The sequence below is a fragment of the Shewanella sp. FJAT-51649 genome, from assembly GCF_019457435.1.
GTDB classification, from domain to species: domain Bacteria; phylum Pseudomonadota; class Gammaproteobacteria; order Enterobacterales; family Shewanellaceae; genus Shewanella; species Shewanella mangrovisoli.
The window spans coordinates 1,123,553-1,144,513 of record NZ_CP080411.1 but is presented as its reverse complement, the minus strand read 5'-3'; the positions used below and the strand labels follow the sequence as shown (position 1 = coordinate 1,144,513).

Genomic DNA, 20,961 nt, shown 5'->3' with positions numbered 1-20,961 from the left:
TTGCTTATCTATCATGCTATTGCCTTTTAAATGGGTATTAAGCCTGCGCACTGTCGCCAAACATTCGGCAGGCTTTCTTCATTTTTTCAGACTTTAGTGAATCGCAATTAGAGCGCGCTAATAGAACTTCGCGCTTTATCCCAACCTCACTATCTGCTTGTAGCTTTGCTTTTTTGGCTTTAAGGGCAGTAATTTCAGCTTCAAGTTCTATCGGATTTTTGTCAGTTAACTGACTATTCAAATCATGTGAATGTGCACTGCAGTTTGCCGCACCATAAAAACAACAGATCAAGCATTCCTCATCAAACATGGTTCCCCTCCACAGCCTTTAAGCCGGCTTTATTGCCAACAAATGGATAATGCTTCTCAAGCAAATCAAGAGCGGCCTGGGTAGTTCCCCTTGACTCAGTTAGCTCACGATATGCAGCAATAACCTCATCACGGCTAGGCGTCTTACCGAGTTGAATAACGGCAACTTGAGCTTCGGAATTTTCTTTGGTCAGTGAAATAGCTAACGCCGCGGTATTAATCTCAGTTCCGGCGAATCCATGGTCGGCAACAACCGTCACCCCAACCATGCCGTAAACGGCATTAAGGTAGTTCAGCTTCAAGTGCTGAGGCATAGCCGCCAAAATGGCTTGTTCAACGTGGAATAAACGTTCAGGCATGGCATGGGTTTCCTGATACTGCCCAAGCCATCTAAAAATCTTTTGGGCATTGACCCGCGAATCGTTATACGGGTCGCTTGTGCAGTTAAAACTTATCCCCTCATTTGCCAACAAAGGCATTAGCCCAAGTTCATTAGCCGCTGTGACAATCTCAGAGGCAATAATCGAACGGCTCACCTTAGGCATTTCAAGCCACCGGTGAATCGCCACCATTAATAAATCCAACCGTGATTTGTGTTTCATGAAGATTAATCCCTAAGCTGTATGCTTGAGCTGATGATTAGTTTCGTGATCGTGTAGTAACTCATCCACACTGACAGCACCTTGAGTCGCGGTGGAAATAAAACGGATATATTTGGCAGGGGCTTGTTTATGACGATGGAGCCAATTCCACACATGGCCTTGTCTGATCCCTAACTGGTTGGCTAACACTGTTTGCCCACCAATAATCTCTACCGCTTTTTGAATAGCTATCATTCGCCCCCCAAAAACCACAAACTGTTGTTATTAGTTTAATTTGACACTGTTTTTTGTTGTTTGTCAAAAAGACTTCATATCTTCAGAATGGAATGTAAACAACTTGAAGTTGTGAAATGTAAAATGACTATTAGTGAAAGGGTTAAAATTCGGCGTTTGGCGTTGAATCTCACACAGACACAGCTAGCAGAAGCAATCGGTGTAACTCAAAATGCTATTCATAAAATTGAGGATGGCACTACAAAACAGCCGCGAAATATTTCTGAATTGGCACAAGCACTCAAATGTTCTCCAAACTGGTTACTTTTTGGTGAAGACATCAAGTCTAATGAGCAAAAAATGGATCTAGCACAGAGAGTAAAATCACGCAGAACAGCACTCGGTTTAACCCAAAAGGAAACAGCCGAAGCTTCAGGGATGATCCAGCAGTCACTTCAAAAAATTGAAGATGGTAAAACACAAAATCCAAGAAGACTTGTCGATTTGGCACGAGTGTTAAAATGCTCTCCTGAATGGTTACTGTTTGGTAGGGATGGCAAACCTTCTGATATACCCAACATATCAACAGGCCCTGAAATTAAAGGTTTTTTTCCGTTAATCAGTTGGGTCCGCGCAGGTGCTTGGTCTGCTATTGAAGAAATACACGCTCTAGAAGCCGAACGTTTTCCTTGCCCTGTGAACTGTAGCGCTAATACCTTTGTACTCAAAGTGCAAGGCATTAGTATGGAGCCCACCTTTCGCGACGGTGATTTAATCTTTGTCGATCCAGAAGTGGAATGGCGCCATGGCGCCTATGTGGTAGCGCGCTTAAATGACCAGAACGAGGCCACATTTAAACAGCTAGTTGTAGAAGGAAGTTTAAAATTTTTAAAGCCATTAAACCCTAATTGGCCTGAGCAGCTCATCCCCATTAATGGGAATTGCTCAATTGTAGGTGTGGTTGTTTTCTCAGGTAGGGCATTCTAATTGGCATCTCCACTATCAGATATTCCTTTCTATTTTAACCCAACTTATCTAGCAGACGGTCGAGTACAAATAGAGTCACCACAACATCTATGTGTCTACTTAATAAACCAAAGCTCTATTGATACAGTAAAAAAAACACTTAATTTTTTTACAATCATATCAAATGTCTGCCTTGTAAAAGGCAGAGAGTTACATATAGATTTCTCAAAATTACAATTTTTTTCCGCTGCGGCATCAGTATTACTATTTGCAGAGATAACCCGAGTTCAGCTAGTTACTAACAATCACGATGTTATCACCTTCACACTCCCAGAAAGCGGCCCTGTATTGAGATTATTTAGAAATTCTGGCCTTAATAAGGCAATCTCTGCTGGTGCAGACAGGAAGCTGAATAGTTTATTTAACGATAACAATCCGTATCAGTCAGGAAAAGATCCCAATAAATTCTTAATACCTGCAATAATGCACCTCAATGATCAAGGACTTGAATGGTCAAGACCCCAAAGTAGGATCATTAGTAAAGGTATTCAAGAAGCAATGCTAAATGTTCTTCACCATGCCTATGAAAACATTCCTGACAATAAGTCAGGTATAGGACAGAGGTGGTGGCAGCTTAGCTTACTAGATAAGGAAGAGAAAACCGTAACTTTCATCATTTATGATAAAGGTATGTCAATTCCTAAAAGTATCGCAGAAAAGCTCCCTGCTAACATATCGACAGACGCAGAAGCTATAGAGTTCGCATTCCAAAAAGGTGTAACTCGCTGCATTAATGAGCCAACAAGAGGTAAAGGCTCAGAAGATATCAAAGATGTAACAACAGTCAAAGACAACTCTAAGTTGCTAGTATATAGTGGAAATGGTATGTACTATATTGATAGGGAAGGTGGGGAAACGCTTAAGCTAACTCTACCTGCAAATATTAACGGCACCATGATTGAGTGGTTGATTCCATATGAGTAATGACATGAAGCTTAACTTAGCTAAAGATTTCTCTCCGAATCCATTTGGCCGCTATCCATCAGATGGACCCAACAGTGGCGAACGGTTTAGAGAAGAAAAATTAAAAAAAGCACTCACAGAGTGTAAACAACGCCAAGAAACTCTCGAAGTATATCTAGATGATGTACCTATTGGTTTGGGTTCTTCTTTCCTTGACGAAAGTTTTGCAGGGCTTGTACTTAAGCGCTATTTTTCACTGCAAGACCTCAAAAATTTGTTGGTAATCAAAACCACAGATCCTTCATATAAAGATGAGATTTGGTCATACATTGAAGAAGCTGCGGAACATTAAAATCAATGACTTTGGCACCATTAATACCAACCGGGATCTCAATTTTATTTGTCTTGGTTGGGTGGAGAGTTGTTTACAATAATGCCAAAAAGTTAGCATCGCGTAGTGAAACCTACGCGATCGTTAATCGGTTGATTACCTTACTGAATGATGTGCAAAAGCTTTCGGAAGAGTTTTGGCTGAAAGCAGAGTATAAAGAAACCCCACAGAACTACGACTTACTTGTACTATCTAAAACAAAACTGATATCGGCAAAACTTGATACTCTAAAAGGACGCGGCATTGATATCTATGAGTTGCAGCGATTGGTGTTCCCGCTACGTAAAGCCTGTACTCTCAACTCTTATAATATCGATAAACTATCTGAGGATGCCAAAAGAGAACAAGTTGATGGGATTTTAGTGTCCATCTCAAATTTTGAGAAACAACTAGACTCAAAAATGACATCTCTCTACCCTCCAAACTATTAAGTTATCCAAGCTCCTAAAACCGCCTTTTGGCGGTTTTTTTATGTTTGGAGTTCACTAACAACGATAATTAACACCTATAAAAACATAAAACAACTTAAAACAGTTGGCACCAAATACCCTTTAAAGTTGTAATACATCCACCTTAATACATTAAGAGGATGGATTTATGATACTCACCCATACACCAAGCACCAGTAAACAACGTCAGGAACATCGTCTGCTGGTATCAATCCGCTTTGCCGTCGTCTTACACGCTATACGCCATCCAAACAGCAATCCCATGGAAAGCGAACGAGTGAAACAGCGTCTGCTAGACCTAGAACAACATCTGTTTTTTAACAATGCGACTCAGCTATTCCACCAACAGTTTGTCGGCCGTAGCGGCGAACTTGGCCATGAGTATTCGCTATATGTTGATCCCCGTTCAGGTAAAGCATCTGTCAGTAAAGTTTCATCCCAAAACATAAGCCACTTAGCTTTGGCCTAAGGAGCTACGTGATGGCCTCAAATGTCTTTATCAGCTACTGCAACCATTGTATTGCCGAATTAGAGCGAATGAAGCGTATTTACCCTGAGGAGCACCGCTGCTTAGAGAGGTTGATTAAGCAATGGCAACAGACTAAACAGCGATTAATAGCAAGGAAGAATAGCCATGCCATTTAAAGGGCTCATCGGGTTACCCAATATTATTTTGGCTCTAGCTTATATCGTCGGGGAATTGTTTGGAGCGGCACAGGGGATCAGTATTTCATTTCCTGATTTGATTCTGCTTATTGCGATTTCTTTTAACATCGGTCACCTGTTGGCGGAAATTGTAGCAACCCGCGCAAATTCCAATAAGTACAGCTAAAAAAGGCACCATTTTAATAAGTTAGAAGGAATAACTATGAATTACCTAATACAAGGCGGTGAAACGTCAAAACGGCTCAAGCTGCTGGTATCACTCACCCGCATTGATTCAAAAGGCATTTGTGAGGCACTGGAGGATTACTACGTGTTGGGGTTTCAAGACACTATGGCAGTGGCCAGAAACAGTATTGACGCGGGCAACTTTTCCCGCGCACGCAAACGACTTGAAGCAGTAGCAGAAACCGTTGAACGGATAAAAGAAATCGACTGGATTAATAAAGAGTTGTCAGTTAACCGACAATAAAGGAGAACAACACTATGCAGTTATCAGAACAAGCAAATAACCAGGACATCATCATAGGCTCTGGTTGGATCGTTGCCGTAAAAGATGGTTGGGCCTTACCCGGAGGTGGATTTACCACAAATCGTGCCGTAGCCATTCGCGCCGCCAAAGGTATTCACAGAGCATCCGTTAAGAGATAAAGGACTCATCATGCAACAAATCCTAACAGAGCAAGACCTTGAGGAACTGTCAGGCCATAAACGTGCTTCTGGACAAATTGAATGGCTTGGGCAAATGGGGATTAACTTCTTTATTCGGAAGGACGGCAAACCCAGTGTCACTTGGCACTTTGTCAATAATCCCTATGGCATGAAAGCGAAAGCTGCTGCCAATGATGAACCTGATTTTGGTGCAATGTAATAATGCGTAAACGCAAAGCAGAAGATGCCTGGATGCCGCCTAGGGTATATCGCAATAAGGTACGTGGTCAGTATGTAAGTTTTATCTACAAGCAAGCTGGCAGCACCAAAACAATCACCCTATGTGGTATCAATTCGAGTCGTGCCGAAGTGTGGGTAGCCTATGAGTCCGCAATTGGTGAGCTCAATACCGTCTACACCATGCGCAGTTTGATCAATGAATACTTAACAAGCACTCACTTTATTGAGTTAGCTCCTCGCACTCAAAAAGATCGAGAACAGGAGCTTGAACGCTTCGGTAAGGTATTTGGCAAAATGCGCCCCGACGCCATTGAACCCCACCATATCCGCACTTATATGGATAAGCGTGGAGTAAGTAGCAAAACACAGGCAAACCATGAGTTAGCCTCTGCTAGTGTGGTATTTGCTTGGGGATATGAGCGTGGCCGCTGCAAAAGTAATCCAGCAAAAGGGATTAAAAAGTTTAAGTTAAAAGCGAGGGAGCGTTATATCACCGATGTGGAATATCATGCTATTTGTGACTGCGCAGAGCTGCGCCTACGACTGGCAATAGAGATAAGTTATTTATGTGCTGCTCGTCAGGGAGATGTGATCGACCTGAAATGGTCACAAGTAACAGAGGAAGGATTATTTATTCAGCAAGGTAAAACCGGCAAGCGCCAAATCAAAGGCTGGTCAAATAGGTTAAGAAACATCATCGACGAAGCCAAAAGCTTGCGGTCTTGTGTTGCCAGCATTTATGTCATTAATAAAGATAGAGGCGGAAAGCTATCATCGGAAGGTATTCGCTCTTCATGGCGCCGTGCGATTAATAAAATGAAGGAGCAATACCCACATCTAGCAACAGACTTCACCTTTCATGATCTTAAAGCCAAGGGCATTAGTGACTTTGAAGGAACTTTGGCAGAGAAACAACAATTCAGTGGTCATAAGACGTTAGCGCAAGTAAACACTTACGACAGAAGAGTGCCAGTGGTACCCACTTTAGGTGGAAATAAAGGTGAATAGAGATGCGATGAACTGCATATCTTTTTTCAACACTAATTCCAACAAAAAGGAAACGGCTCGCATATTTCTATGCAAGCCGTTGTTTTATTTGGCAGGGGTGGCAGGACTCGAACCCGCAACCATCGGTTTTGGAGACCGCTGTTCTACCAATTGGAACTACACCCCTGTTGACGTGGGGCATTATGCTAAAAGCACTCTCAAAGGTAAAGGACTTTTTATGACAAACTTAATTAACTGAGGAATTTTCAAACAAGTTTGCCATCTGCTGTTGATTTAATTGGCATAAAGCTGAAAAAGTCAGCATATGAGCTCAGTGCAGAGCGTGAAAAACCCGCCTGCAACCGAGTAAACATTAAAAACCGATGCTCTGTCTGTGGCCCAAAACTCACAAAAGAGTCATGGGTACGCCTTGAAAGATGAATTAAAGCGCGGCGTGTACCACGCACTCGCGACCAAATCTCATCGCTAATGGTTAATCATCAAGGGTTGAGATAAAAATTCGTCGCAAGTCATTGTCCCAAAGCTGGATAATTTTGCGGGTCTTATCCTTATTCCAAAAACACTTACCAAACAGGATAAGCCCTGCGCCTTCTAAATCCCGCTTATCTTCGATATTAAAGCGCTTAAACAGTTTAGTTTTGACGCCCTCGATAGGAATACCTATGTCTTTACTGTCGGCAGGATTGAGCCAAGATAAGGTCGGGTCGCTATGGGAGATAGTGCCCCAGTACATATGGGGTTTGTTATCCGTCGGATCCGCATCGGCAAAATTCACAAACAGATTCTTCGCCCGCCAGCGATACTTGCGCTCATCATCGGTGTAAACCCAAAGATCCGAAGTCACCAAATCCGAGCCGCGCAGCAGGCTATGGAGTAACTTTTCTAGCCCTTGGCTCGGAGTTCGCTTTGCCGTGATGGCTATCTCAGGCTTATCGGTTGCCACCTGATAGCCAGCTTTAGGCTCCTGCACTGACGCTAATTGCTCGGTTTCATTTTCAATTTCACTTTTGGCTCCAACCTCTTGCTCTTGGGAAGCCTTGATTTTGAGCGCTGAGTTAGAGGGTTTCTTATTACTGGGATTCAGCGAAAAATCAATAACCAAGGCATCGGCGTCGAGCAGTTGTTGCTGCACTTCGAGGGCATCTTGTTCTTCACGGGACTTTTGCGCCGACGGATTAAATTCGATGCAATCGAGCTTATGGTAACGGGAGCCAAAACAGGCGGCCTTACCATCCTTAGATGCTTTACGAAAATAGGCTTTGCCGTAGCAGGCGGGGCAATATAAATGTTGGCGCAAACGCTCAATCTCAGCCTCGGGTAACTGCTGAAACTTGAACACACTGTAGGTGACACTGGCCTGAGCATGAGGATTGAGTCGTAGTGGCGACGAAGCCTGCTCTGCCGCAGCCTCGGTTGTGAGTACACAAATCGCATCCAGCATCTCTTGATCCCCTAATCCTTATCTTCGCGAGCTTATCTTAAGTCTTAAGCCGGACGAAAATAGCTTGCTAATCGCGCGGCTAAACTCGACGGCAATAAGGTTTTATTACCGACTGTCGTTTTGCCATAAAAACCTTGCAGCTTGTCGATTAACTGCCAAAAACACTGGTTTGCCGCCAATGCATCGAGGGCGGCGTACTGAACTTGCGCTTGGGATAAAGGCACCTGTTGCCAATTCGAGAGGGTAATTTTTTTAGGCTTATCGATGCGTTTACGCAGTAATGCCGCCACCAATTGCCGCGTGCCCATTTCCTTCCCAGCGCCGAGTTGCGCCATCGCCCAATTCAAATCAAGTCGTGGAGAGACCTGAATATCCCAATCCCGTTTCAGTGCTTGGCCATCGCCCCTTAATCCAATCCCCACTTTGAGGATCTGCTCATTTTCGAGCAAAGGTTTAAGCTCGGCGAGCCTCTCACCCAATACCGCCCGCTGAAATAAATAGCAGGTATCAGAGGTCGCCAATTGCACTAAGCTCAAGGGATGTTGAACACCCGGCTCAAAGCTTGCCCGCGTTTCGGTATCAAACCCCAGTACGGATTCACGGCTAAGTTGTTGTAATGCGGTGGCAAGCTTATCGAGCGTGACTAATTCAACATGCATTTCAACCCGCCTCTCCTCCCGTATTTCGCCCCTAATATCCACCAGCGACAGTGGCGTAAGGTTTGCCAGCTCGGCATCAGTTAATCGCGTAGTTAAGGCAAGCTTCTGCTGAAACCATTGGAACTTAAGTTGCGAATCGGCTGCCGATAAGTCCCCTGCTTGGGACTCGGCGAACCCAGCAAGATATTGACTCCCAGCTTTATCCATCGCCGCGATAAGCTCGTCGGCGTGTTCGCCTAATTCCTGACGCAGCCAAGCCAACTTATTGGGAGAAAGGCAATAACGCATTAATTGCATACTTCGTCCTTGAGCGCTGAAATACTCGCAGCAAGCACCTTGGTACTCGCGCAACTCGGGTTAACTGACTCAATAATGGCCAGCAATAAAGGATGAAAAATGGATCAACTCCGCAGCTTTTGGAATCCCGTCATCAGCAGCACCGCCACTGCGCCCGCTGCAATACCAAAGAGCGCGTTGAGCACACTCGGCGTCAGTAACCCAAGTACAGGGCCGACAACGGCAATGGTTTCCACAAATTGCTCGGCATGGTGAATTTGCTCGCCAACCCAATGTAATCCATGGGTCAGAATGCCGCCGCCCACCATAAACATGGCGGCAGTACCAATAATGGTTAAGCTCTTCATCAACACGGGGGCCGCGCTGAGCAAACCAAAACCCAACTTACGATTAAAGCGAGTAAAACTCGATTCGCCCTGACGCTGGCTCAAATACAGACCCGCATCGTCCATTTTGACAATCGCCGCCACCAGACCATAAACACCTATAGTCATCACAATACCGATAATCGCGAGAGTAAAAAATTGCGTCGTTAGCGACTTGTCCGCGACTATACCTAAGGTGATGGCGATAATTTCTGCCGACAGCACAAAGTCGGTGCGAATTGCGCCCTTCACCTTTTCCTTCTCATAGGCCGCGAGATCGCTTATCTCGGGTAAGTCAGATTCGGCCCGCTCCGCATGTTTATCTTTTCGATGGCTATAGCTGTGGTGCAATTTCTCAAAGCCTTCAAAACATAAAAACAAGCCGCCGAACATCAATAAGGGTGTCACCGCCCAAGGAATAAAGGCGCTGATCAACATGGCTGCGGGCACTAAAATCAATTTATTGCGAAACGAGCCTAAGGCGACCGCCCAGACCACGGGTAATTCACGGTCGGCACTCACACCTGTGACTTGCTGGGCGTTTAAGGCCAAATCGTCCCCTAATACCCCAGCGGTTTTCTTGGCCGCGACCTTACTCATCACCGCCACGTCATCCAAAATGGATGCAATATCGTCGAGTAAGGTTAATAAACTCGCCCCTGCCATACATACTCCCTTAAATAATGCTGTTCTTATCAATTCTGCTTTCACCATAGTAACTTAGTTAGATTAAGCACGCCTAGCGAATCGTCAATAGCGAAATGGGCTTTATCTTAGGCACATCACTCATTTTAACGAGTTCGCTGAGTGATTAAATCTGTAAGCACATTAAGCCGGCTACTGCACGAGATCACCGCCCAAGATCACAGCTACAGTGCAATAGCACCACACACTTTGATGGAAAAGAGTATACTAAGCCCAGAATTTTTTACTCATTTGCCATTACAGGATGTCAACATGACTCAAGATGAAATGAAAAAAGCCGCGGGCTGGGCTGCACTCAAATACGTTGAGAAAGACAGCATTGTGGGTGTAGGCACAGGCTCAACCGTCAATCACTTTATCGATGCCCTCGCCACCATGAAGGCCGATATTGAAGGTGCGGTATCAAGCTCAGAAGCCTCAACCCAAAAGATGAAAGCCCTTGGCATCCCAGTTTATGACTTAAACAGCGTCGATAAATTATCTGTGTATGTCGATGGAGCCGATGAAATCAACGGCCATATGGACATGATCAAAGGCGGCGGCGCGGCATTAACCCGCGAGAAAATCGTTGCGGCTGTGGCTGAAAAGTTTGTCTGTATCGTGGATAACACTAAACAAGTGGATATTTTAGGTGAATTCCCACTGCCCGTTGAAGTGATCCCAATGGCGCGCTCTTACGTGGCCCGTGAACTGGTCAAACTCGGTGGCGACCCAGTGTACCGTGAAGGCGTTGTCACTGATAACGGCAACGTGATCCTCGACGTTTACAACCTTAAGATCATCAATCCTAAGGAATTAGAAGAGAAGATCAACGCCATCGTCGGCGTAGTGACCAACGGCCTGTTCGCGAAACGCGGCGCCGATGTGTTACTGGTTGGCACCCCTGAAGGCGTGAAAACCTTTACCGCTTAAGGCAAAGTGAGTCGAAAGACTCCCACGCGAGAAACAAAAATGCCGGTGCAACTGCACCGGCATTTTTTATGACCCTCATTTTTTATGACACTAAGGCTATTAAGCGATTACCACACTCGAGCCACTAAGCCCTTGAGGTAAAAACCTTCTGGGAAGGCGCTGCCAATCGGGTGATCGCTCGCTTGGCTTAAACGCTCGATAAATTGGATCTCACGTTTGGCATCCAAAGCCGCATCGGCAACGATTTTTTGGAACAGATCCGCTGGCATTAATCCCGAACAAGAGAAGGTCAACAGCACCCCGCCTGGATTTAATAATTGCAGCGCAATCATATTGATATCTTTATAGCCACGGCAGGCGCCATTGAGCTGCGACTTGTTGTCGGCAAACTTTGGCGGGTCGAGTACGATCACATCGAAGGTTTTACCCTCATCGCGGTACTGACGTAGTAACTTAAACACATCAGCTTCGTTGTAATGCACATTGTCATCATTTAAGCCATTGACTCGCATGTTCAAACGCGCGGTATCGAGGGCAAGTGCCGACACGTCAACGTTTTCAATGCTGGCCGCGCCCGCCTTAGCAGCATACAGGCCAAAGGTGCCCGTGTAGCAAAAACAGTTCAGCACCGATTTACCCTTCACAAACCGCGCGGCCATGGCACGGTTGTCGCGCTGGTCGAGGTAGAAACCAGTCTTATGACCCTTAGTCACATCGACGGCAATCTTGATACCGTTTTCTTCAATAATGATGGGCATCTCAGGCAACGTGCCATGGAGTAAGCCCATGGTAGAGGCTAAGCCTTCTTTCTTACGGGAATCGACGTCAGAGCGCTCGTAAATCGCGCAATCGGGATACAGCTCGGCGAGCACATCAACAATAGTGTCACGCCATACATCGGCGCCCATGCTCAGCAATTGGCAGACCAACACATTGGCGTATTTATCAATGGTGATACCGGGCAGACCATCGGACTCGGCGGCAATTAAGCGGTAACCGGTTAAACCTTGTTCACGAATAAGATCGTCGCGGCCCGCTTGGGCACGCAGAATACGGCGCTTAAAAAACTCACGGTCGATTTCTTCTTCGCGATCAAAAGTCCAAATCCGCACTTGGATTTGAGACTCAGGAGACCAGGCGCCACGGCCCAACCAATGACCATCATGGGCAACCACATCGACGGTCTCGCCCGCTTCGGGCTTACCTTTAACGTTGTGGATCCCGTTGGAAAAGACCCAAGGATGACGACGCTCAAGGGACTTTTCGCGACCGGGTTTAAGTTTGATTCTGACTGCCATAGTACCGCCTTAAAAAAGTACCGCCTTGCTAAATTGAACCGCCACAACAAACTGCGTTAAGTTCGTCAGGCGCCGTCTTCAAAAAATGGAAGCGGATAATATACCTAATATCGTTTGAGCGCGAGCCATCCACCGTAAACAACACACGTCCACCGTCAACCACGCGCGATAGTGCCGCGCTAAGTGATGGCGATCATAGCTTAGTTTTCGCCGTAAAACCCAGTTGTCACAGCCGATTTTTGGCAAGCCAGCGCGATTATAGATGAGATAAACAACATTGCGCTGAAAGATATTCTCCTCCCTTAAGGTCTTATTCCAGTAACAGGACTTAAGCAAAAGCTGCACAAGCAACTAGGCTTATTCCTGTATTTATCCATCCGCTTTATATGCTGCCTATTGGTGCTGTCGTTATAAAAGCAAGCTAATCAACAAGATACTCATATCGTCAGATATGCAAAGGAAGAGACCATGAATAAGAAAGCCCAAACCGCACTTTCAGGTGCAGCACTTGCTATGGCCATGGCCGGTATGGCAAGCCAAGTGAATGCAGCAGAACCCATGACCAGCGCCGACAGTAGCGACCTCGTCCACTGTTATGGCGTGAATACCTGTAAAGGCCATAACGACTGCAAGACCGCTGACAATGCCTGCGCCGGACACGCCAGCTGTAAAGGCAGTGGTTTTGTGGCCACCCCAGCCAAAGCCTGTGGCGACTTAGGCGGTAAAGTCGGCGCCTAAGACAAATAGGTGTTTATCGATAAAGAAGCGGTCGGAATATTGATCGCTTCAGCCACTCAGTCAACATAAGGTTTATACATGGATAAGCAGAGTCTCACTCACCCCACCCTAGGTTTTGGTTTAGGACTGCGAACCCAGCACTTCGATCATGTGCTTAGGCATCAGCCCGAGGTCGACTGGTTCGAAATACTCTCGGAAAACTTTATGGTCGCGGGCGGAAAACCCCGCTATTACCTGAGTGAGATTGCCGAGCGTTATCCGCTGGTGATGCACGGCGTTTCTTTATCCATCGGCAGTACAGATCCGCTGAATATGGATTATCTCAAGGCGCTAAAACAACTCGCGAATGAAGTGCAGCCCCAATGGATTTCGGATCATATTTGCTGGACCTCTATTCACGGCATCAATAGCCATGACTTATTGCCCCTACCCTACACCGAAGAAACCGTGAGACACGTGGCCGAGCGCATCGGCATAGTGCAAGACTTTTTAGGCCGCCGCATTCTGATGGAGAACGTCTCCAGCTATTTGTCCTACCAAGATTCGACCATGACTGAATGGCAATTTGTTAACGCGGTAGCCGAGGAGGCCGATTGTCTATTGCTGTTAGATATCAACAACATCTACGTCAGCGCCCGTAACCATCAGTTTCCCCCAGAGGATTATCTGCTGCAAATCGCGCCTAATCGGGTGCAACAATTTCACTTAGCGGGCCACTCGGATTACGGCGACTATGTTATCGACACCCATGATCACGACGTTTGCCCCAGTGTGTGGGAACTGTATCGGCAGGCATTAACCCGCTTTGGCGGCGTCAGCACTATGATTGAGCGCGATGCCAATATCCCCGAATTCAATGCATTGGAAGCCGAATTGGCGATTGCCCGTAACATCGCCCGCACCACGTTAGGCGAGTCACATCCTCTGGTCCACAGACCGCGGCAGGAGACGGTGGCATGAGTCAACTTCGCGAGATCCAACAGCAATTTATGGATTATCTGCTGGCAAGTGCCGCCCAAACGCCGATACCAGAAACTATAGAGAAATCCTTTAGCGACAAGGTTGCCGAGCAAGGCGGCGTTGGCCGTGATATACGGATGCAGATTTACGCCAATGCCTATCGCATTCGCTTAACCGAAGTCCTCGATACCGACCATGAAATACTCGGTCTGTATTTAGGCGATGACTTATTCGCGCGGATGGCCAATGGCTATATCGCCCACCAGCCCTCACGTTTTACCTCGCTACGCCAATTTGCTGATGCCCTGCCCGACTACTTAGCCAGCGACGCTTTTTTTAGTCAGTATCCGATTATCAGCGATATCGCCAGATTCGAGCGCCGCCTACTCAACGCCTTCGATGCCAAGGATGAACAACGCGCAAGCTTTGCGGCGCTGCAATCCTTACCCGCCGATGCTTGGCCCTATTGCCAACTGCGTTTTCACCCTAGTGTGCAGCTATTTGAATGTGCCAGCAATGCGGTAGAAACCTGGCAAGCCTTAAAGCATCAACAAGTCCCGCCCGCGCCCGATTATCAAGGTAAACGCGCTTGGCTACTCTGGCGCGGCGAGAGCAGTTTAACGGAGTTTATCTCCCTTGCAGAATACCAATTAGCCTTAATTCAAGGATTTATTCACGGCGCCAATATTGCCGAGCAATGCGAATTGATGCTGGCGTTTTTTGCGCCAGAAGAGGCCATGCAACAGCTGTTACAAGCACTGCAAGCTTGGTTTCAATTAGGCTTGATATTGAGTGTTCAGCCGAACGATTAAAGTTTGAGCTGCTAGCGCCACAGTGCCAATTCCACCATCACGGGCGCATGGTCGGTGCTATAGGCATCACGCTCATATTCCGGCCTGACTAAGTGTCTATCACAGGTCTGATAATCCACCACCTGCGCCAAACTGCGGCTATCGCTGGCATCAAACTCATTGGAAAGCAACACATAGTCCAGCACAGATCCTTTAGGGCCATAGTAATGGGTAGGCGCCCTATGCTCCCGGTAATGGACGGCGTTGTCGGCTACATTGGCTTCGATAAATAGCTCATAGGCATCTTGTAATCGATAGTGGCCAAACACTTGCACTAACGCCGCATCGGATAAATGCCCAAGCCCAGCGGCTTTTATGTCGTTACTGTGCAGCGCTTCGCCTTGGAGCGTTAACGCATCTAACGCGCCTAAGGACAAACTATCGTTAAAATCCCCCATCAGGATCACCGGATAGTTGGCACTCTGTCTTCTGGCGAGTATGGCATGGAACAGCAATGCCGCCTCAGCCCCCCGCTGCATGGTCGAGGCCCAGCGCCCGAGGGCCTGTTCGGTTAATAACTTAGTCTCTGCGTGTAACTTAAGATCCGACGGCGCATTCAACGACAAGCCCAAAGGATGCGGCTCTAAGGCTAATCCCGGCCGCTTAGATTTAAAATGCACCACATAACAATCACTGGGGCCAATCTGCGGCACAACCACCGTCGCCCGTAACACTTTACGGCTAAAGCTAAATTCGCTCGACAGCCCCATCGCCGCCACTAAGTGCGCCTCTGGTTCAATGGCGTGTACCTCAAGGATAGGGAAGCGAGACGCCAAGGCCACCACAGGGCTTTGGTAGATATAGTCACTGACTAAGGTCGCGCTATCGACCACCGCAAAGTGAGTGAGTCCCTGCTGCAACGCAAGCTGGCGTAACGGTTCGGGGCTAAACACCTCCTGAAACCCGACAATATCCGGATGATGTTGATTCAACAACTCGCTAAACCATTGGCACTTTTTCTGCCATTGGCCGTGGCTATAGATATTCTCAAAATCGTAAAAGGCTGAGGGCGGCTCGATAAAGTTAAATAGATTCACGGTCGCAATTTTAATATTCGATTGCGTTGACTCAGTTGAACTCGACAATTCTGGGGAATGCTGCGCCACGGTATTATTCCTCTTTAGCCAAATCATGCACTCAACAGCGCCTTTAACGGATTTGCGCGTCAAAATATCTCTTTACCCAACAACTTAGGCAAGAGATGCCATCTTAAGGCGTGATACCCAAGGTTATACCTAAATCGATTGGGTCATCAATCACAGCATGCTCATTGCCACCAGCGACCTAGGCAGGAAAGTCCATAAAACCAACAATAACCCCACTCACAGAGAACATTTAGTCACCAAGGCACAACAAGATTAAAACCAACCAACTCAATTCACCCAAAAATAAAAACCACATTTAAACATAAACATGACGAATTGGCGTTCAGGTTTGACTTTGCGTTTTCGCGGTTTAGAATCTAGCCACTTTTATCATTGCGGAGACCCACTGTGGGCACACACATAAGTGACAGTAGATGCCCTGTCCAAGTGACAGGATTAAACACCTAGCACTAGCCCGCAATGTTTTTGCTGCTACCTGCTAGGCAGGGTAGTAGCGTGACGCTTTCTCACTCCACTCCCATATATTCAATTTAAGCCTTTACTCATGGCCAATCATGCCCGTGCATGTGCTCGGCTATTGGTTTTATCCGGCCTTACGCTGGAGCTAGAGTGCTGGCCATTGAATACATCTTCACGCATGTTTTGCCCCAGTAGGCTTCCCTTACTTTGGGAGTTTACCTATGGCTTATATCAAGCATACATCCACCTTAGCTCGGCAACCTTTGGCCCTATTTGGGCTATGCCTTAGCGTCACGGCAAACGCTTCTTTGCTGGACCTTGATGATCCCGGCATCGCCGAGCGCTGCGAGCTGCAACTCGGCTGGCAACAACCTAGGTCCGATCACTCTGCGACAACGCTCAAAACGGCGGCGACCTGCAACCAAGGACAATGGGAATGGCACTTAGGTTTTGAACATCAACATCTAAGCGTTGAAGATCAAGCAGACAGCAGCAATAGCGAACAGCAAACCGAGCTGGGCATTAAATTGCCCTTGCACGTTGGCACGGGCCCTTGGCAGAGCGCGCTGGCCATGAATCTGCAACACCATCATCAAGACCATCACCCCATTAGCGCAGAAGTGCTCGGCATTATGGGATATCAGATGGCGGAGCTGGATTTACGCCTCTATAGCAATTTGGGCTTTTATCAGCATGCGGCTCAGTCACCGCAACTGATCGCGGGCGTCGCCATTGCCCTAGCGCCAAGCGCAGATCAGCAATGGGTCGGCGAAATTTATCGCAAGGCACCCGAGGCACACGCCTACCGGCTTGCCTATCAATGGTTACTCAAAAGACAGTTGCAACTCGAATTCAGCCTAGGCAACGACCTTAAGGGAAATGCCCAGCAACTCGGTGCAGATATCACTTTTTTCTTTGGCTAATAGCTCGTTGGGAGAATGACCTATGAACATGAACAACAACCAAAAAAACACTAAGCAAATCATCTTAGCCCTGCAAATCATACTAGAACAACGCGACAGCGCGAGCATGGTCGCCTTGGCCAAAGAGCGCCATCCCGCGGATATTGCCGCCGCGCTCAGCACCTTTAGTCAGCCGCAGCAATTAGTATTTTTGCAACTGGCACCGGCAAAAGTTGCCGCCGATTTACTGCGCTATTTAAGCGATGAGCAGCAAGCCGCATTAGTGCAACAGCTTGATAAAGCCACACTATCGTCGCTCTTGCTGACGATGGCGGCGGATGAGCGCGCCGATCTCTACAATCTGCTTGAACCTGAGCAGCAACAACTCTTCTTGCCCGTGTTAGCGCAGGCTAAACGGGAAGATCTGCGCACCTTAGCCGCCTACGATAAAACCAAGGTCGGTGCGGCGATGACATCGGATTATACCTTGCTCAATAGTCGACATACCGCCGCCCAAGCGATTGATATGCTTCGCACGGAAACCGCCGACAAAGAAACCATATATCAAGCCTATGTGGTTGATATGTTGGGGCGCTTAATTGGTACCGTCTCGCTGCGGCAATTACTGCAGGCTCAGCCGGAAGAACGGGTGGTCGATTTTATGAAACCCAACCCCATTGCCTTAGATGCCAACGCCCAATGCCAAGAAGCGGTGCAGATGATCGCCCATTACGATTTGCTGGCCCTGCCCATCATCAATGGCAAGGGGCAATTGGTCGGGATTGTGACCTATGACGATGCAATGGACATTGCCAGCTCGCAGGCCGATCTCGAGTTCACCAAAAACGCGGCCATAGGCAATATCGAACACAATTTAAAGACTGCAAGCATAGGGCTACTCTACCGTAAGCGTGTAGTCTGGTTGGTGATTTTGGTCTTTGGCAATATCTTCTCGGGAGCAGGTATCGCCTTTTTCGAAGATACAATTTCGAGCTATGTGTCTTTAGTGTTCTTTCTGCCTTTACTTATCGACAGCGGCGGTAATGCTGGCTCGCAATCCGCTACCTTAATGGTGCGGGGATTAGCCACGGGCGAAGTGATACTCAAGGATTGGCTCTCACTGCTAGGGCGCGAGTTAGGGGTAGCAGGATTACTCGGTGCCAGCATGGCACTGGCGGTGTCCTTGCTCGGTTTCTGGCGCGGCGGCCCTGAAATTGCCCTCGTCGTCGCACTGACCATGCAAATTGTGGTGCTCATTGGCAGCCTGATTGGTATGTCACTGCCCTTTTTACTCAGCAAGTTAAAAATGGATCCCGCTTCAGCCAGCGCGCCACTTATCACCTCAATAGCCGATATCATTGGTGTGCTGGTTTACTTTAGTATTGCCACTCTGATACTCGACTTACCGACGGCATAGGTAAATTGAGACTTAAAGTGCCGTTGATCAATACACTCGCCCAAAGGATAACGGCACTGCTCTAGGCTCAAGATTGATGATGGGAATACAAGGTATTCAGCAATAACTGACTTGTATTCCCTCATTATTAAGCATTTATTTGCTCAAGCTCATAAATCCGCTGTTCTTTTATCAATGAAGCTTGGGCATACACTAATATTTAACCACCAGCAGCTTGCGATTTATTTCAACCTCGCTGGGGTTGCACCATAAAATTAATAAGCTGTCGCCATAACAATAACTAGAGGTTTATATGTGGTTTAACGCTCAACTCAAGTCTGAAAATAACGCTCTCAAGCAACAGCTCATTCAATTACAACAGCAGCATCAACAAGAATTAGATGAACTAAAAACTATCATCCATGAACACGAAACAATGAAACAACAGTCACGCCAAGCGGCCGATCTGTTTACCGAGGTCATAGCCTGTCAAAATCAGGGCGGCGAAATGTTAAATGCGATCCGAGATGGCTTAGCGGGCAGTGCGACTCAACTCACCGAAGAAAAGGATTCTCTCTCCGAACTTGATGCCATTTTCGATCAAACTAGGCTCGCCATTGCGAACTTAGGCCAAAGGGCACATGAGATAAACACTCAAGCGAGCCAAAGCATGGAAGCCGTGACCGCTCTTAATGGCACGACAGCGTCCATCAACCAGTTTGTTTCTGCCATTCAAGGGATCTCAGAGCAAACCAACCTGCTTGCCCTCAATGCCGCCATTGAAGCTGCCCGCGCGGGCGAAGCAGGCCGCGGTTTTGCAGTGGTCGCCGACGAAGTTAGGCAACTAGCGAGTAAGGCTCACGAGGCCAGCAGCCAGATTGAAAAGTTGGTAAAACAGATAGTTACCCAAGCAAGCGAGATTAAAAATATTGTTCATACCAATCAATCCAGTGCCAGCGATATTGCCGCCTCATCGACACAAATCGGCCACGTGGTTGAGGATGTCCTTCAGCGGTCACATAAAATGCAGCAGGTGATCCATAATGCGGCGACCACCTCTTTCCTAAACACCACTAAACTCGACCATGCAGTCTGGAAGAGTAATGTTTACCAACTAATTGAAAAACCAAAGCATGATCATAGCGTTAATTCACATACTGAATGTCGCTTAGGCCAATGGTATTTCAAAGGATTTGGCGCGGAAAATTATCAGCATTTAAGCAACTTTAAAGCCCTAGATACTCCCCATAAGGCGGTACACGATGCGGGTAAAGCGGCGTTGGCAGCGAGACAAAAAGGCAACTTGTCCGACATGGTTAAACAACTCCATGTGATGGAAGACGCCAGTATGCGGGTAGTCCAGTGCATAGACCATTTGATGCATGATGTGTATCAGCGTTAATGGATTTTAGTCCCCCAAAGAGCACTCGCTGCTCTTTGGGTTTATTTATCCTGTAAAAGGCAAATTAGTAGCTTAGCCGAGATACTTTTTTCACATTGCTATTTACAAAATAATCTCGGTTAGCTATTGATAGCCGTACACTTATCATCTTTAATTCATTCAGAGCACGCCGTGAGACTCTAATATAACGTTCTAATTTTTTTAGGGTTATTAATGAAATTTTTCACAGGCCTACTGCTATTACTCACCGTTGGCGCCTTTCCCTTGCGCGTAGCAGCCACACTGAATATTTATACCGAAGAATGGGCCCCCATTAGTTTTTCCGTCGACGGTAAAGCCGATGGTTTAGCGGTACAAGTGGTGCAAGAAATCCAAAAGCGCGTGAATAATCAGGATCCCATCAAGGTGGTGCCCTGGGCACGCGGCTGGAAAATCATGACGGAACAAGCTAATACCGTGCTGTTTACTATGACTCGTACACCCGAGCGAGAACAGCTGTTTAGTATGATAGGCCCAGTCGCCGTTGGCACGACAAACTTCTACGCACTCAAAAACAGTCAACTCAACATTAGCTCGATTGATGATGCTAAACAGGCTAAAGCTATAGGAGTGTATCGCTCCTCCGTTGAGGAACAATTATTAATGGAGCATGGTTTGACGAATCTCGCCCCCTCATCGACACCACTACTGAGCGCTAAGCAACTGATGAAGCGCCGAATCGATCTCTGGTGCAACGCCAATCTTACCGCCCCAAGTATTCTCGCCGAAGCGGGCGCAAGTATTGATGATGTCAAATCCCTCTACACTATCAGTGCGAATCATCTGTACATTGCATTTTCGAAGGGAACGCCAAGTGAAGAAATCGATAAATGGAAAGAGGCACTTATCAGTATTAAGGCCGATGGCACCTTTGCACAAATCTATCACCACTGGCTGCCCAATGATGCGCCGCCAATGGAAACCGAGCGCATTGGGCAATAAATTTGAGCGTAAGTTTTTGAACGCAAAAACAAAG

Annotated in this window: 26 protein-coding genes, 1 tRNA gene and 1 pseudogene; 19 read left to right on the top strand and 9 right to left on the bottom strand. The window is 47.0% G+C overall.

Features of this window, described 5'->3' with window-relative positions:
* Window positions 1-37: 37 nt before the first annotated feature.
* The 3 genes from K0H59_RS05075 to K0H59_RS05065 are packed head-to-tail and all read right to left on the bottom strand — an operon-like array spanning window position 38 to window position 1,145.
* Window positions 38-310, bottom strand: a complete 273-nt coding sequence (locus K0H59_RS05075; protein WP_220054853.1) for a hypothetical protein — start codon at window positions 308-310, stop codon at window positions 38-40.
* Entirely contained in the window at window positions 303-911 is a 609-nt protein-coding gene (locus K0H59_RS05070; protein ID WP_220054852.1) for a hypothetical protein, read from the bottom strand. The genes K0H59_RS05075 and K0H59_RS05070 overlap by 8 nt, the downstream gene beginning before the upstream one ends.
* Before the next feature lie 12 nt (window positions 912-923).
* A complete protein-coding gene (locus tag K0H59_RS05065) occupies window positions 924-1,145 on the bottom strand; it encodes a YdaS family helix-turn-helix protein (protein WP_220054851.1) in 222 nt (73 codons plus the stop codon).
* Between the two features lie 123 nt (window positions 1,146-1,268).
* Between K0H59_RS05065 and K0H59_RS05055 the strand changes: the two genes are divergently transcribed.
* From K0H59_RS05055 to K0H59_RS05005, 11 genes are all read left to right on the top strand, one after another.
* Window positions 1,269-2,111, top strand: coding sequence for a S24 family peptidase (locus K0H59_RS05055; RefSeq protein WP_309304158.1), 843 nt, complete (start codon window positions 1,269-1,271; stop codon window positions 2,109-2,111).
* Window positions 2,112-3,074, top strand: coding sequence for a hypothetical protein (locus K0H59_RS05050; protein ID WP_220054850.1), 963 nt, complete (start codon window positions 2,112-2,114; stop codon window positions 3,072-3,074).
* A 4-nt stretch (window positions 3,075-3,078) separates the two neighbouring features.
* Window positions 3,079-3,405, top strand: a complete 327-nt coding sequence (locus K0H59_RS05045) for an STAS-like domain-containing protein (RefSeq protein ID WP_220054849.1) — start codon at window positions 3,079-3,081, stop codon at window positions 3,403-3,405.
* 5 nt (window positions 3,406-3,410) lie between these two features.
* Window positions 3,411-3,875 carry a hypothetical protein gene (locus tag K0H59_RS05040; RefSeq protein ID WP_220054848.1) on the top strand — a complete coding sequence of 155 codons (465 nt, stop codon included), beginning with the start codon at window positions 3,411-3,413 and terminating at the stop codon, window positions 3,873-3,875.
* A 166-nt stretch (window positions 3,876-4,041) separates the two neighbouring features.
* Entirely contained in the window at window positions 4,042-4,362 is a 321-nt protein-coding gene (locus tag K0H59_RS05035; protein WP_220054847.1) for a hypothetical protein, read from the top strand.
* A gap of 11 nt (window positions 4,363-4,373) precedes the next feature.
* Complete coding sequence (locus K0H59_RS05030) at window positions 4,374-4,538, top strand: hypothetical protein (RefSeq protein ID WP_220054846.1); 165 nt, start codon at window positions 4,374-4,376, stop codon at window positions 4,536-4,538.
* The gene (locus K0H59_RS05025; protein ID WP_220054845.1) at window positions 4,528-4,725 is read left to right on the top strand and encodes a hypothetical protein; all 198 of its coding nucleotides are present in this window, start codon (window positions 4,528-4,530) and stop codon (window positions 4,723-4,725) included. The genes K0H59_RS05030 and K0H59_RS05025 overlap by 11 nt, the downstream gene beginning before the upstream one ends.
* Window positions 4,726-4,761: 36 nt before the next feature.
* Window positions 4,762-5,028, top strand: coding sequence for an adhesin biosynthesis transcription regulatory family protein (locus K0H59_RS05020; protein WP_220054844.1), 267 nt, complete (start codon window positions 4,762-4,764; stop codon window positions 5,026-5,028).
* A gap of 14 nt (window positions 5,029-5,042) precedes the next feature.
* Complete coding sequence (locus tag K0H59_RS05015) at window positions 5,043-5,207, top strand: hypothetical protein (RefSeq protein WP_220054843.1); 165 nt, start codon at window positions 5,043-5,045, stop codon at window positions 5,205-5,207.
* A gap of 10 nt (window positions 5,208-5,217) precedes the next feature.
* The gene (locus K0H59_RS05010; RefSeq protein WP_220054842.1) at window positions 5,218-5,427 is read left to right on the top strand and encodes a DUF4224 domain-containing protein; all 210 of its coding nucleotides are present in this window, start codon (window positions 5,218-5,220) and stop codon (window positions 5,425-5,427) included.
* Window positions 5,428-5,429: 2 nt separating this feature from the next.
* A complete protein-coding gene (locus K0H59_RS05005; RefSeq protein ID WP_220054841.1) occupies window positions 5,430-6,455 on the top strand; it encodes a tyrosine-type recombinase/integrase in 1,026 nt (341 codons plus the stop codon).
* 89 nt (window positions 6,456-6,544) lie between these two features.
* Here K0H59_RS05005 and K0H59_RS05000 read toward each other — a convergent pair.
* The 4 genes from K0H59_RS05000 to K0H59_RS04985 form a co-directional block, all read right to left on the bottom strand.
* Window positions 6,545-6,621, bottom strand: a tRNA-Trp gene (locus K0H59_RS05000).
* Between the two features lie 306 nt (window positions 6,622-6,927).
* Window positions 6,928-7,896 (bottom strand): hypothetical protein, encoded by a 969-nt coding sequence (locus tag K0H59_RS04995; RefSeq protein WP_220054840.1) that lies wholly within the window; start codon window positions 7,894-7,896, stop codon window positions 6,928-6,930.
* A gap of 44 nt (window positions 7,897-7,940) precedes the next feature.
* Window positions 7,941-8,852, bottom strand: a complete 912-nt coding sequence (locus K0H59_RS04990; protein ID WP_220054839.1) for a 3'-5' exonuclease — start codon at window positions 8,850-8,852, stop codon at window positions 7,941-7,943.
* 104 nt (window positions 8,853-8,956) lie between these two features.
* Entirely contained in the window at window positions 8,957-9,883 is a 927-nt protein-coding gene (locus K0H59_RS04985; protein WP_220054838.1) for a DUF808 domain-containing protein, read from the bottom strand.
* 291 nt (window positions 9,884-10,174) lie between these two features.
* Between K0H59_RS04985 and rpiA the strand changes: the two genes are divergently transcribed.
* Window positions 10,175-10,834 carry a ribose-5-phosphate isomerase RpiA gene (gene rpiA, locus K0H59_RS04980; protein ID WP_011621766.1) on the top strand — a complete coding sequence of 220 codons (660 nt, stop codon included), beginning with the start codon at window positions 10,175-10,177 and terminating at the stop codon, window positions 10,832-10,834.
* A gap of 107 nt (window positions 10,835-10,941) precedes the next feature.
* Here rpiA and K0H59_RS04975 read toward each other — a convergent pair whose 3' ends face one another.
* Window positions 10,942-12,132, bottom strand: a complete 1,191-nt coding sequence (locus K0H59_RS04975; protein ID WP_220054837.1) for a class I SAM-dependent rRNA methyltransferase — start codon at window positions 12,130-12,132, stop codon at window positions 10,942-10,944.
* A 468-nt stretch (window positions 12,133-12,600) separates the two neighbouring features.
* Here K0H59_RS04975 and K0H59_RS04970 point away from each other — a divergent pair.
* From K0H59_RS04970 to K0H59_RS04960, 3 genes and pseudogenes are all read left to right on the top strand, one after another.
* Window positions 12,601-12,861, top strand: a pseudogene (locus K0H59_RS04970) (hypothetical protein); the annotation flags it as partial.
* A gap of 87 nt (window positions 12,862-12,948) precedes the next feature.
* Window positions 12,949-13,830, top strand: a complete 882-nt coding sequence (locus K0H59_RS04965; RefSeq protein ID WP_220054836.1) for a DUF692 domain-containing protein — start codon at window positions 12,949-12,951, stop codon at window positions 13,828-13,830.
* The gene (locus tag K0H59_RS04960; protein ID WP_220054835.1) at window positions 13,827-14,642 is read left to right on the top strand and encodes a DNA-binding domain-containing protein; all 816 of its coding nucleotides are present in this window, start codon (window positions 13,827-13,829) and stop codon (window positions 14,640-14,642) included. The genes K0H59_RS04965 and K0H59_RS04960 overlap by 4 nt, the downstream gene beginning before the upstream one ends.
* An 11-nt stretch (window positions 14,643-14,653) precedes the next feature.
* Here K0H59_RS04960 and K0H59_RS04955 read toward each other — a convergent pair whose 3' ends face one another.
* Window positions 14,654-15,787, bottom strand: a complete 1,134-nt coding sequence (locus tag K0H59_RS04955; RefSeq protein ID WP_220054834.1) for an endonuclease/exonuclease/phosphatase family protein — start codon at window positions 15,785-15,787, stop codon at window positions 14,654-14,656.
* A 680-nt stretch (window positions 15,788-16,467) separates the two neighbouring features.
* Between K0H59_RS04955 and K0H59_RS04950 the strand changes: the two genes are divergently transcribed.
* The 4 genes from K0H59_RS04950 to K0H59_RS04935 all read left to right on the top strand — a co-directional run bounded on the left by K0H59_RS04950 (window position 16,468) and on the right by K0H59_RS04935 (window position 20,927).
* Window positions 16,468-17,169: a hypothetical protein gene (locus K0H59_RS04950; protein WP_220054833.1), complete on the top strand. Its 702-nt coding sequence runs from the start codon at window positions 16,468-16,470 to the stop codon at window positions 17,167-17,169.
* A gap of 22 nt (window positions 17,170-17,191) precedes the next feature.
* Window positions 17,192-18,565 carry a magnesium transporter gene (gene mgtE / locus K0H59_RS04945; RefSeq protein WP_220054832.1) on the top strand — a complete coding sequence of 458 codons (1,374 nt, stop codon included), beginning with the start codon at window positions 17,192-17,194 and terminating at the stop codon, window positions 18,563-18,565.
* Between the two features lie 292 nt (window positions 18,566-18,857).
* On the top strand, window positions 18,858-19,946 hold the full coding sequence (locus tag K0H59_RS04940; RefSeq protein ID WP_011716096.1) for a methyl-accepting chemotaxis protein: 1,089 nt from the start codon (window positions 18,858-18,860) through the stop codon (window positions 19,944-19,946).
* Window positions 19,947-20,159: 213 nt separating this feature from the next.
* Window positions 20,160-20,927: an ABC transporter substrate-binding protein gene (locus tag K0H59_RS04935; RefSeq protein WP_220054831.1), complete on the top strand. Its 768-nt coding sequence runs from the start codon at window positions 20,160-20,162 to the stop codon at window positions 20,925-20,927.
* Window positions 20,928-20,961 lie beyond the last annotated feature (34 nt).